Annotated in this window: 10 protein-coding genes; 7 read left to right on the top strand and 3 right to left on the bottom strand. The window is 65.6% G+C overall.

Annotated elements, in window-relative coordinates; all coding sequences use genetic code 11:
* Positions 1–2 precede the first annotated feature (2 nt).
* The 7 genes from O2K97_RS13755 (at position 3) to O2K97_RS13725 (ending at position 7225) form a co-directional block, all read left to right on the top strand.
* Entirely contained in the window at positions 3–326 is a 324-nt protein-coding gene (locus O2K97_RS13755; RefSeq protein WP_269219691.1) for a response regulator, read from the top strand.
* Positions 323–2335 (top strand): chemotaxis protein CheA, encoded by a 2013-nt coding sequence (locus O2K97_RS13750; protein ID WP_269219690.1) that lies wholly within the window; start codon positions 323–325, stop codon positions 2333–2335. The genes O2K97_RS13755 and O2K97_RS13750 overlap by 4 nt, the downstream gene beginning before the upstream one ends.
* A gap of 5 nt (positions 2336–2340) precedes the next feature.
* The gene (locus O2K97_RS13745) at positions 2341–2844 is read left to right on the top strand and encodes a chemotaxis protein CheW (protein ID WP_269219689.1); all 504 of its coding nucleotides are present in this window, start codon (positions 2341–2343) and stop codon (positions 2842–2844) included.
* 87 nt (positions 2845–2931) lie between these two features.
* Positions 2932–4743 carry a methyl-accepting chemotaxis protein gene (locus tag O2K97_RS13740; RefSeq protein WP_269219688.1) on the top strand — a complete coding sequence of 604 codons (1812 nt, stop codon included), beginning with the start codon at positions 2932–2934 and terminating at the stop codon, positions 4741–4743.
* Positions 4743–5255 carry a chemotaxis protein CheW gene (locus O2K97_RS13735; protein ID WP_269219687.1) on the top strand — a complete coding sequence of 171 codons (513 nt, stop codon included), beginning with the start codon at positions 4743–4745 and terminating at the stop codon, positions 5253–5255. The genes O2K97_RS13740 and O2K97_RS13735 overlap by 1 nt, the downstream gene beginning before the upstream one ends.
* Positions 5256–5289: 34 nt before the next feature.
* A complete protein-coding gene (locus O2K97_RS13730; RefSeq protein WP_269219686.1) occupies positions 5290–6144 on the top strand; it encodes a CheR family methyltransferase in 855 nt (284 codons plus the stop codon).
* Positions 6145–6148: 4 nt separating this feature from the next.
* Positions 6149–7225: a protein-glutamate methylesterase/protein-glutamine glutaminase gene (locus O2K97_RS13725; RefSeq protein ID WP_269219685.1), complete on the top strand. Its 1077-nt coding sequence runs from the start codon at positions 6149–6151 to the stop codon at positions 7223–7225.
* Positions 7226–7281: 56 nt separating this feature from the next.
* Here O2K97_RS13725 and O2K97_RS13720 read toward each other — a convergent pair whose 3' ends face one another.
* From O2K97_RS13720 to O2K97_RS13710, 3 genes are all read right to left on the bottom strand, one after another.
* Positions 7282–9042 carry a hypothetical protein gene (locus O2K97_RS13720; RefSeq protein WP_269219684.1) on the bottom strand — a complete coding sequence of 587 codons (1761 nt, stop codon included), beginning with the start codon at positions 9040–9042 and terminating at the stop codon, positions 7282–7284.
* Between the two features lie 214 nt (positions 9043–9256).
* Positions 9257–10756: a tryptophan halogenase family protein gene (locus O2K97_RS13715; RefSeq protein ID WP_269219683.1), complete on the bottom strand. Its 1500-nt coding sequence runs from the start codon at positions 10754–10756 to the stop codon at positions 9257–9259.
* Between the two features lie 18 nt (positions 10757–10774).
* Positions 10775–12736: a glycoside hydrolase family 3 protein gene (locus O2K97_RS13710; protein WP_269219682.1), complete on the bottom strand. Its 1962-nt coding sequence runs from the start codon at positions 12734–12736 to the stop codon at positions 10775–10777.
* Positions 12737–12753: the final 17 nt, after the last annotated feature.

Raw genomic sequence — 12753 nt, 5'->3', positions numbered from 1 at the left:
GCATGGCGCTGAAGATCGCCCTGACCGGCGCGGGCTATTCGGTGGCCGAGGCCGCCGACGGCGCGGAGGGCATCGCCAAGGCCAAGGCCAGCGCCTTCGACCTGATCATCACCGATCTGAACATGCCAGTCATGGACGGCCTAACCATGATCGAGGAGATGCGCCGTATGCCCGAGCAGATGGGTGTGCCGATCGTGTTCCTGACCACAGAGTCCGACGAGGGCATGAAGGCGCGGGCCAAGGCGGCGGGCGCCACGGGCTGGCTGACCAAACCCTTCGATCCCGACCAACTGGTGCGGATCGCCAAGAAGGTGCTGGGGCGATGAACGAAGCCATCGCCATCTTTCAGGTTGAGGCGCGCGAGAACCTCGAACTGATCGAACAGGGCCTGCTGGATCTGCTGGACCGGCCTGAAGATCGGGATCTGGTGGATGCGGTGTTTCGGGGGCTGCACACGCTGAAGGGATCGGGGGCCATGTTCGGCTTCGACGCCCTGGCCGGCTTCACCCACCATTGCGAAACCGCCTTCGACCGCGTCCGCAAGGGTGAGGTGGCGGCGACCAAGGATCTGGTCTCGGCGGTTCTCGCCGCCCGCGATCATATGCGTCGTCTGCTGGAGGACCCCTCGGGCGCGCACGGGGCAGCGGGCGATGCCCTGCTGGCTGATCTGGAGCGTGCGGTGCGCGACGCCGACGACGCCGGGGCGCCCGCTGAGGCGCCGCCTCCTAAGGCGACGACCTGGCGAGTGAAGTTCGAGCTTCCTGCCGACGCCTTTCGCAACGGCTCCAACCCTTTGGCTCTGCTGAATGAGCTGCGGGATTTGGGTGACGCTCATGTCGTCGTCGATGCGTCGCGTGTTCCGGCTCTGGGCCGGATGGAGCCGACTGACCTCTACCTCGGCTGGACGGTCACCCTGACGACGGATCAGGGGCGGGCGGCGATCGAGGACGTCTTCATCTTCGTCATGGACGAGATGACCTTGAGCATCGAAGCCGTGGACGCCGAACTGTGCGACGCCGTTGAAAATGCGCACCCGGACGCGCCGGCTTCGGTCGCTGAGAAAACGGCAGCCCCGCAGATAGAGCCGGTCGAAGCCGCCAAGGTCCCGGTGGCATCCGGCGCCGACCCCGTTGACGCCGGCGCCGCAAAATCCACCAAGGTGACGGAAAGCGTTCGCGTTCCCGCCGATCGTCTCGATGAACTGATGGACCGGGTCGGGGAGCTCGTGATCGCCCAGTCGCGACTGAGCCAGCTTTCCAACGCCGGAACCGATATGGCTCTGCGCGCGGTCTCCGAGGAGATCGAACGCCTGTCGGGCGAACTGCGCGATACGATGATGGTGCTGCGGATGGTGCCGGTCTCGACCCTGTTCGGTCGGTTCCGCCGTCTGGTTCACGATCTGGCGCGCGAAACCGGCAAGGCCATTGAGCTGTCGACCGACGGCGAGAGCACCGAGATCGATAAGACGGTCATCGAACGTCTGGCCGACCCCTTGGTCCACCTGATCCGCAACGCCGCCGACCATGGACTGGAGATGGCCGAGGACCGGACCGCCGCAGGCAAGCCCGCCACGGGGCGCATCCGTCTGTCGGCCCATCAGTCGGGCGGCGAGGTGGTCATCACCATCCGCGACGACGGCCGGGGCATCGACCGCGACCGCGTCCGCGCCAAGGCTGAGAGCCAGGGGTTGATCGAGCCCGGCGCGGCGATCAGCGATCATGACCTGCTGCAGATGATCTTCCATCCCGGCTTCTCGACGGCGGCGGCCGTCACCAACCTGTCGGGCCGCGGCGTCGGTATGGACGTGGTGAAGCGCACCATCGAGGGCCTGCGCGGCTCCATCGACATCGCCAGCCGCCCCGGAGAGGGGTCGGAGGTGTCGCTGCGCATCCCGCTGACCCTGGCCATCATCGACGGCCTGTTGGTGCGGGTCGGCCATGGCCGCTACGTCATCCCGCTGGACGCGGTCGAGGAGTGTCTGGAGCTGTCGCTGGACGAGGATCTGCGCTCGCGCGGCCGCAGCTTCATCTCGCTGCGCAACAGCCTGGTGCCGTTCCTGCGTCTGCGCGAGATGTTCGACACCGGCACGCCGCCCGAACTGCACCAGAAGGTGGTCGTGGTCTCGACCGGCGCCGAGCGCATCGGCCTGGTCGTCGATCAAATCATCGGCGACCACCAGACGGTGATTAAGTCGATGTCCAAGCTTCATTCCGGCCTGCCGACCTTCTCGGGCGCCACGATCCTGGGTGACGGCGCCGTCGCGCTGATCCTGGACGTCGGTCACCTGGTCGCCAAGGGCCAGCAGCAGGAGGCGCAGATGCGCGAAGCGGTATGAGCGGCGTGGCCGGTACGCCAGGCTGGACCGGAGCCGAGCAGATCGAGGTTCTCACCTTCGAACTGAACGGGGAAATGTTCGCCCTTGAAGCCGTGGCGGTGCAGGAGATCATCGATCTGGCGCCGGAGACGGCGGTTCCGGGAGCCAGCGCCTTCGTCGGGGCGGTCATTAACTTCCGCGGCAAGGTCATTCCTCTGTCGGACCTGCGGGTCGCCTTCGCCATGGAGCGCGGCGAGCCCACCATCGATAGCCGCATCGTCGTGATCGAGATCGATCTGGACGGTGAGCCGACCCTGGTCGGGCTGCGTACCGACAAGGTTCACGAGGTCACGACCCTGGCGCGGGCCGACGCGGAGGCGCCGCCAAGCGTCGGCATGCGCTGGCGGCCTGAGTTCGTCCAATGTCTGGTCAAGCGAGACGGCGAGTTCATCGTCGTTCCAGCTCTCCAGACCCTCTTCAATCAGCAGCGGGAGCCGCGTCATTCAATCGCGTCCGCGACCCGCCACTAGCCAATCCAACCGCGTCAGGACGGCTTCTGTCCGAGCGCTCCGATCTCGAAAATTCACCGGCCTGACATCAACAAAGGGGGCTCTGAAATGCGCTTAACGATTAAAGCAAAACTAGCCGGGGCCTTCGCCGCCGTCCTAGCGATCTCCATGATTCTGGGGGGGGTCGGCGTCATGAAGATGAGCGCGGTCAACGACCAGTCGACCGTGATCACTGAAAACTGGATGCCGAGCATCGACGCCATCCACAGCATCAACACGGCGACCTCGGATCTGCGGGCCCAGCAGTACACCCACATCACCTCGACCGATCCGGCGCGCATGGCCGCCGTCGAGAAAGACATCGCCGCCACGCTCGATACGATCAAAAACGAACGGACAAGCTATGAGGCCCTGATCTCCTCGAACGAGGAGCGCGCGCTCTACAATCAGTTCGCCGGCAAGTTCGACAATTATCTGAGGGACGGCGAGCGGATGCTGAGCCTCTCGCGCGCCAACCAGAACGAGGCCGCCGCCCAGACCATGCTGTCCAGCAAGCCGCTCTATGACGACATGTCGGCCGATCTGCTGAAGCTGGTCAATCTCAACGTCGACGGCGGAAAGGCCGCCAGCGTCGAGGGCGACAAGGTCTTCGCCGAGTCCCGCGCCCTGTTCATCGCCCTTGTCGTCGCCGGTCTGGTCATCGGCGTGATCGCCGCCCTTTGGATTTCCCGCACCGTCACCCTGGGCCTTCGCAAGGTCTCGACGGCCATCGAGGCCGTCGCCATCGGCGACCTGGATCAGGACATCAAGGTCACGACCAATGACGAGATCAAGGATCTGGTCGATACGGTGAACCGGATGACCGACAATCTGAAGGCGACGGCCGCCATGGCCGACGAGATCGCTCAAGGTGATCTGACGGTCCAGCCCAAGCCTTTGTCGGACAAGGACACCCTGGGCCTGTCGCTGCAGTCGATGGTGGAGCGTCTGCGCGGCGTCGTCTCCGACGCCCTGTCGGCCGCCGACAACGTCTCCTCGGGCAGCCAGGAACTGTCTGCCACCTCGGAGCAGATGAGCCAGGGCGCGACCGAACAGGCCGCCGCCGCTGAACAGGCCTCCGCCTCGATGGAGGAGATGGCCGCCAACATCAAACAGAATGCCGACAATGCAGCCCAGACCGAGAAGATCTCGCGTCAGTCGGCCAAGGACGCCGAACTGAGCGGCGAGGCCGTGACCCGCGCGGTGGACGCCATGCGCACCATCGCCGAAAAGATCGGCATCGTGCAGGAGATCGCCCGCCAGACCGACCTGCTGGCGCTGAATGCGGCGGTCGAGGCGGCCCGCGCCGGCGAACACGGCAAGGGCTTTGCGGTGGTGGCGTCCGAAGTCCGCAAACTGGCCGAGCGCAGCCAGACCGCCGCCGCCGAAATCAGCTCGGTCTCGGGCGACACGGTCAAGGCGGCCCAGGAAGCCGGCGACATGCTGCAACGCCTGGTGCCAGACATCCGCAAGACCGCCGAACTGGTCTCGGAAATCTCCGCAGCCTGCCGTGAACAGGACGTGGGCGCCAATCAGATCAACGAGGCCATCCAGCAACTGGACAAGGTGACCCAACAGAACGCCGGCGCGTCCGAGCAGATGTCGGCGACCTCCGAGGAATTGGCGGCCCAGGCCGAAGAGCTTCAGACGTCGATCGCCTTCTTCCGCACGGACGCCGCCGGCGGCCGGCCTGCCGCCCGCGCCCCCGCCCGCGCCTCGACCTTCAAAGCGTCCGCCAGACCCGCCGGCCGCCCCGTCGCCAAGTCGAGCCCTGCCAAGTCTCCGGTCCACGCCCAGCAGGCGCGGGTGAAAGGCTTCGCTCTTGACCTGACCAGCGGCGGCGCCGATGCCGAGGACATGGACTTCCGGGAGAGCGCCTGATGTCCGCGCCTGGCGAAAAACGAGCCGCAGCCGAAGGGCAGTATGTCACTTTCGGCCTCGGCGCAGAGGTGTTCGCCACGCCGGTCGGTCTGGTCAGGGAAATCCTGACCTATCAGACCCCCTCGCGGATCCCCAACAGCCCCGCCTATCTGCTGGGTCTGACGGATGTCCGCGGTCAGGGCGTTCCCACGGCGGATCTTCGGATCCGCCTGGGAATGGCCCCGGTCGAGCCGACGTTGAACACCCGCATCCTGGTGCTGGACATTGCGCTGGAAGACCGAATGCTGAGCCTGGGTCTGGTCGCCGACCGCGTGTTTGAGGTCACCGCCTTCGCCGCCGACCAGATCGAGCCCGCGCCTGATTTCGGGATCAAGTGGCGATCGGACTACATCTCCGGCGTTGTGCGGCGGGATGATGGTTTCGTCGTCCTGATCAATCTGCCCCGCCTGCTGTCCACGACCGGCGAAGCCGCAACCCTGGCCGACATGGCCGCCGTCGACCAAGCCGCCTGATCGGCGCCCGCCTCTTAGAATAGAGAGAGAACCCTTGTCCCAAGCGGCGCTAGAACGGTCCGCCCCCGCACCCGATCAGATCAGCGCCCGAAACTTCGAACGGCTGGCGCGCTACATCTACGATTACAGCGGCATCAAGATGCCCTCGTCGAAGCGCACCATGCTTGAGGGGCGGTTGCGTCGTCGACTTCGCGTCACGGGTCACGAGACGTTCGACGGCTATTGCGACTATCTGTTCAAGGACGACGGGCTGGAGACCGAGTCCGTGTTTCTGATCGACGCGGTGACGACGAACAAGACCGACTTCTTCCGCGAGCCGCGACATTTCGACTACATGGCCAGCCATGTGCTGCCTGACTTCAGGGCGGCGGGACAACGCCGGATCCGGGCCTGGAGCGCGGCCTGTTCGACGGGCGCCGAACCCTACACCATGGCCATGGTCATGCAGACTTTCGCCGAACAGGCGGGTGGGCCCGATTTTCAGATCCTGGGCACCGACCTGTCGACGGAGGTGTTGGAGACGGCGCTGCGCGGGATTTATCCCGACGAGATGCTCAACCCCGTGCCTGCCGACATGCGGCGTTGGGTGATGAAGGCGCGCGACGCGCGGCGGCGCGAGAGCCGCATTCATCCGTCGCTACGGGCCAAGCTGTCCCTGGCGCGTCTGAACCTGATGGACGACACGTACGCCGTGGGCGACCCCTTCGACATCATCATGTGCCGCAACGTCATGATCTATTTCGACAAGCCGACCCAGTCCAAGGTGCTGAACCGCCTATGCGCCCGTCTGAGGCCCGGCGGCTATCTGTTCATCGGCCATTCCGAAAGCATCACGGGCATCGATCTGCCGCTGGTCACAGTCGCCAACACCATTTTCCGGAAGACCTGACGTCATGCCAAAGGTTCGCGTTTTGGTGATCGACGATTCCGCCAGCGTTCGCCAGACCTTGGTGGACGTGCTGTCGGCGGACCCCGGCATCGAGGTCATGGGCGTGGCCTCCGATCCCTTCGTCGCCGCCCGGCGCATCGCCGAAGACGTGCCTGACGTCATCACCCTGGACGTCGAAATGCCGCGCATGGACGGCATCACCTTTCTGCGCAAACTCATGTCCCAACGGCCGATCCCGGTCGTCATGTGTTCGTCCCTGACCGAGGCCGGGTCGGAAACCCTGATGCAGGCGCTGGAGGCCGGCGCGGTCGATATCATTCTGAAGCCGCGCATCGGGGCGGCGGACCATCTGGCCGAGAGCGGAGACCGCATCCGCGATGTGGTCAAGGCCGCCGCCCGCGCCCGCGTCGGCGCCCGACGCCCGACCGCCCGGACCCTGGATCCCGGTACGAAGCTGACGGCCGACGCCATGCTGCCGCCGCCCAGCGGGGCGGCCATGGCCCGCACTACCGAAATGGTCGCCTGCCTGGGCGCCTCCACCGGCGGCACCGAAGCCCTGCGTGAAGTCCTGCAGGCCCTGCCGGCCAATGCACCCGGCATCATCATCGTTCAACACATGCCGGCCGGCTTCACCGCCGCCTTCGCCAAGCGCCTGAACAGTCTGTGCGAGGTGGCCGTCAAGGAAGCGAGCCACGGCGATCCGGTCCTGCGCGGCCATGTGCTGATCGCGCCGGGCGACAAGCACATGCTGCTGGAACGTCAGGGCGCCCGCTATCAGGTGGCGATCAAGGACGGCCCTCCTGTCTCGCGTCACCGCCCCTCGGTGGATGTCCTGTTCCGCTCCGCCGCGCGCGCGGCCGGCCGCAACGCCATGGGGGTCATCATGACCGGCATGGGCGACGACGGGGCGCGCGGTCTGCTCGAACTTAAGGACGCCGGCGGCGTGACCGTGGCTCAGGACGAAGCCAGCTCCATCGTTTTCGGCATGCCAAAGGAAGCCATCGCCCGCGAGGCGGCGCAGAAGATCATGGGGCTGGAGCATATCGCCCGCGAGATCATGGCGGTCGACCGCTCGCGCTGACGGCGATCCGCGCTCGGTGTAGCCAACCTGCCTATCGGATGCGGTGCGCCCGCACCTCAGAACAGCAGGTCGGCGAACTCGTCTTCCTCTTCGGCAGGGGCGGTTTCGACGGCTGCCGCCGCAGTCTCGGAACCTTCAGCTTCGTGGGCGTCCTCTCGCGCCACGGCGTATTGCGCGTGTATCAGCCGTTCGCGCGCCATCGTGTAGCAGCGCCCGATCTCACTCATGGCGTCATCAAGGGCGGCTTCGATCCCGGACAGGTCATCGACCTCCGGTCCCGCCGCTTCGGCCAGGGCTGCTGCGGCGTCGTGCAGGGCGTCGCCCATGTCCGCCTTTAGACCCAGTTGTTCGGCCGCCACGGTCAGCGACTGGGCCGTCGCCACGCCCTGATCGCTGAGGCCGCCCAGATCGTTGTCGACCACATCCGCCGCCTGGCGCAGTCGGGCGCGAACCCCGACGAGGCGATTGGCGTCGATGCGCTCATCCTGGGCGCCCCCGGCAGACATATGATCCGCCACGCCGGCAAGGGCGTTCAGCGAATTGAGCGTCAGGTCGGCCTCTTCCTCCAACAGCCCGGCGTGACTGCTCAATTCGATGGCGATAACGCTCAAAGGCTTGCCGATATCGCCCAGACGATTGGAGCGCAGGCTGCTGTTGATCGCCATCTGCTGGATGTCGCGCTTGACCCCCTGAATGGCGCCGACGCGATGCGACAATGCCTCGACCGCAGAGACGGTCTCGCGGCTGATCTTGTCGGCGTTGACCATGGCGGCCGTCACGTCGCCGACCAGAAGGCCGGCATGACCCAGGCTCTCCTCCAACTCTCGCAAGCCGCCCTTGCCGTTCTGCTCGGACAGATCGTTCACGGCGATGATCTGGGCGGTGTCGGCCGCCATGTCGCTCAGGCTCTGGGTGACCTTGCCGGCCTCGGCTTCGAAATCAGCGGCGATGTCCGACATCTGGGCGGCCAGCATATGCAGCAGCCGCCGCTCGGCGCGGTCGCGCGCCTCTTCGGGCAAGTCGGTCTCGGCCACAAGTCGGCTGGTCACGCGCAAACCCAGTTGAACGTGTTCCACGCGCTGACGCGTGATGTCGCCGATTTGCAAGGCCATCAGAGCCTTGCTGACCTTCGTCTGGATACTCCGGGCGATCGCCGCAGTCGCTCGGGCCACATTGGCGATACGGGTATGCTGTTGCTGAATGTCGCGGGCGTCGATCGCCAGTCGGTCGGGCACGACGGGGATCAGGGCGTTGTATTTGCCGCCGAGGCTCTGTTCGAATTCAAGCGCCTGCTGCAGGCGCGCCGACAGATCTTTCAGTTGATCGGCCAGCTCGTCCAACTGGCCCACGCCGAGATCCAGCTGGCTGCACATCCGTTCGGCAAAACCGGCGAACTCATCCGAGGCGCGGATCGTCGAGCCGGCCGTGATCTTCACATTGAGTGCGAAGGCCCGAAGATAGCGAAGCGTGGTCCGCATCGACTCGATGTTGGACCCGAGCTGCTCACCGGCGGTCTTGATGTTGGCGAAGTAGGCGACCCGCTCATGTTGCGCCTGGGGTAGAGCATTCAGGCCGTCGGCCGTGGACAGAAGCTCCTGAGTCGTGTTCGAAACCGACTTGGCGTCGAGTGTGACCTCCAAGCGATCCAGGGACTCGATCAGTCGCCCCACCATGTCCAGCGATCCCGCCAGCCGCTCTCCGGCGTCGGAAAACCGCCTCTCGATCAAAGCCCGCGCCGTTTCCAGATGATCGATGACGCTGGCCGCCTGCATGGGCGGCGCCGCTGTGAAGGCGAAGGCTTGGCTTGGGACGCTCACTAACATTCTCGTTCCGAACGTTGATCTGCAGATCCTATTCGAAACTTACCAACCGCCGGTAAACACCGACGCGGCGGCAGCGCCAATGTGACGAAAGCGCCGTCAGTCTAGGCCGCTTGGGCAAGGCTTCCCCAAGCTGAAAATCGCTCGGATCGTCGCTGCTGCATACGCGGCGACGACGTCGGCTGAATTGCCTGGATGCTTAAGGACTGAGCTAGGCGGCGGGGCAGACCCTCGCGATGTAGTCCGAGTGGGCCGGCATCAGGTCTGCGCATTTGCGGATCACGTTGCGAACGTCGTGAAGATAGCGCGCCACTTCCTCGTGGGACTTGAGATCGGCCAGCGGATCGTACCCGCGCGGCACAAAGCCCTGGCCCAAGAAGACCTGGATCCAGCTTTCCTCGGCGAACAACTCCTCATCCTCGCGGAAGATGCGGCCGTTGGCCATCCACAGGTCGATCTTGCGTTGAAGCGTAGCCGGGATATCCATGTCTCGGACATAGCGCCAGAAGGGCGTGTCGTCCCGCGTGGTCGCCTTGTAATGCAGGATGACAAAGTCGCGGATGCGCTCGTATTCGAAGTCGGTCTGGCGATTGAACTCGGCGATGGTCGCCTGATCGAACCCGGCGTCAGGCAGAAGTCGCACCAGACGGATCACGGCCGACTGGATCAGGTGGATCGAGGTGGACTCCAGCGGTTCGAGGAAGCCGGACGCCAGGCCGACGGCGACGCAGTTCTTGTTCCAGATTTTCTTGCGCTTGCCGGTAGTGAACCGCAGCCGGTTCGGTTCGGCCAGTTGCTCGCCGTCCAGATTGGACAGCAGCATCCGCTCGGCCTCGTCGTCGTCGATGTACTGGCTGGAGTAGACGTGGCCGTTGCCCGTGCGGTGCTGCAACGGGATGCGCCATTGCCAGCCCGCCGTGCGGGCGGTCGCGCGGGTGTAGGGCGTGAAAGGTTCGCCGCGGGCGCAGGGCACGGCCATGGCGCGGTCGCACGGCAGCCAATGGCTCCAGTCCTCATAGCCGGTCTTCAAAGCGTGTTCGATGATCAGGCCCCGGAAGCCGGAGCAGTCGATGAACAGGTCGGCGGCGATGACCTCGCCGTCGTCCATCATGACGGACTCGACCCAGCCGTCGTCGGGTCGCAGCGTGACGTCCGCGACCTTGCCCTCGCGCCGCGCGACGCCGGAGGCTTCGGCGAGACCGCGAAGGTAGCGGGCGTAAAGGGCGGCGTCGAAGTGGAAGGCGTGCGCGATATGGCCCAGCGGCGACTGCGGCATTTTCGGATCCGCCCGCATGAAGCGGTTTTCGGGCGCGGCGACGGTGTTTATCGAATAGTCCGCCAGGTTCGAGGTCTGACCCGCGGCCTGCATCTTCAGCCAGTAGTGATGCAGCCTGAGGAACGCCAGATTCTGGCCGATGACGCCGAAGCCGTGGATGTAGCTTTCGCCCAATCGGCCCCAATCGACGAACTGGATGCCCAGTTTGAAGCTGCCCTGGGTGCGGCGCATGAAGTCGGTTTCGTCCAGCCCCAGGAGCTCGTTGTACTTCTTGATCGCCGGGATGGTGGCTTCGCCGACCCCGACGATGCCGATGGCCTCGGACTCGATCAGGGTGATCCGGTAAAGGTCGCCGAACAGTTTCGACAGAAGGGCCGCCGTCATCCAGCCGGCCGTGCCGCCGCCGACGATCAGGATGTGTTTGAGCTGTTTCACGCCTCAGCCGCTCCGTGGTTACGGAGCGACGGTGCAGGCTGCTGGCGTTAGGGGCAAGGGGAGAGGGCCGGTCAGGGCAGGGCGGCTGTAGCTGAGGCCGAAACCGCGCGCGAACTGGACGACGTCGCCGGGATGTTCGCCCGTGCTGCAGGCAGAGCCGGGCCAGGCGAAGGACAGATGTGCGGTGAAGTCGTTCGCCCCGCCGACCAGGACATCGGCGATGCCGTCACCCTCGGTGCCCGGCAGGAAGGCGGCCACGAAGGCGTCGGACAGGTTGATCAGGTCGTTGGCGTAGGTCGGGCGGCCCGAATAGAGCACCGAGATCACCGGCACGCCCTTGCTGGCGACGGCGCGCAAGGCGGCGAGATCGGCAGGGTATAGGGCGCTGTGCTGGACCGGCTTCGGGAAGCGGACATCGCCGTTGTATTCCGCATAGGGCGTCTCGCCCAGCACCGCGACCACGGCGTCGAAGTCCGCGACCCTGACGCCCGATCCATCTGCGGAATAGGTCACATTGGCGTCGCCCAGGGCGGTGCGCAGGGCTGTCAGCAGGGTCTCGCCCCCGCCGAAATCGGCGTTGACGTTCTCCGTGCCCTGCCAGGTCAGCGACCAGCCGCCGGTCTGGTTGGACAGGCTGTCGGCGCTGGCGCCGATCACCAGAACCTTTCGACCGCGCGCCAAGGGCAGGACGTCGTTCTCGTTCTTGAGGAGGACGATGGACTTGCGCACCGCCTCACGCGCCAGATCCTCGGCGTTTAGCGCCTCGGCATGGCCGGTCAATCGGCTGGCGGCGACGGGACGGTCGAACAGGCCGGCCCGCATCTTGACGCGCAGGATGCGGGTCACCGCGTCGTCGATCCGCGACATGGGAATGGCGCCGCTGTTCACATCGGCCACGGTGTTGGCAATGAAGTCGCGCCAATCCTCCGGAACCATGACGATGTCCAGGCCGGCGTTGATCGCCTGGGCGCAGTGGGACTTGGTGCAGCCATCTACCTGTTCGATGCCGTTCCAGTCGGACACCACGAGGCCGTCGAAGCCCAAGCTACCCTTCAACACATCGGTCAGCAGTTCGCGATTGCCATGGACCTTGCCGTAGTTCTTGCCGGCCTCGACGTCGTTCCAGCTGTTGTAGGTCGCCATGACGGTCTGAACGCCGGCGTCCAGGGCGGTGTAGTAGCCGGCGGCGTGGCGGGTGATGATCTGGGCGCGTGTGTTGCGGTTCTCGCCCTGATCGACGCCCTGATAGGTGCCGCCGTCGCCCAGGAAATGCTTGGCCGTGGCGACCACGTCGCCGTCGCCGGTCAGGTCGCCCTGCAGACCCTCGACCATGGCCTCGGCATAGCGGGCCACAAGCTGGGGATCGCTGGAGTAGGATTCATAGGTGCGGCCCCAGCGCCGGTCCTCGCCGATCGCAACGGTGGGGGCGAAGACCCAACTGATGCCCGTGGCGCGAACCTGACGTGCGGTCGCCCGCCCGATGCGGCGCACCAACTCCGGGTCGTTGGCGGCGCCCAGGCCGATATTGTGGGGAAACAGGGTCGCGCCACGCACATTGTTGTGGCCGTGAACGGCGTCCGTGCCCCAGATCAGAGGAATTTTGACCGCCATGTCTGTGCGCAGGGCGGCGTCGTGGAACTGGGCCGAGTAGGCCGCCCAATCGGCGACTGAAGCGTCCTTCTTCATGTTTGGCCAAGCGCCGCCGCCATTCAGGACCGAGCCGATGTAGTAGCGCGTGACCTCGTCCGGCGTGATGTTGCGAACGTCGGGCTGCGTCATCTGACCGACCTTCTGCTCCAGCGTCATACCGGCGACGATGCGGCTGATGCGTCGTTCCATCGCCGCATCCAGACGCGTCGGCGAGGTCATGACAGGCCAGGCGGAACCGTCCAGCACGCGCGTCGGCGTGGCGGCCGTGCTCGCGCAGGACGCCAGCGCGAGCGCGGACAAGCAGAGCGTCGTGTTCAGCAGGCGTTTCATGGCGAACTCATCACAGA

Origin of the sequence: Brevundimonas vesicularis (assembly GCF_027105095.1) — a bacterium.
GTDB lineage: Bacteria > Pseudomonadota > Alphaproteobacteria > Caulobacterales > Caulobacteraceae > Brevundimonas > Brevundimonas vesicularis_E.
The sequence above is the reverse complement of the archived record's forward strand: the minus strand, read 5'-3'. Positions and strand labels throughout refer to the sequence as shown.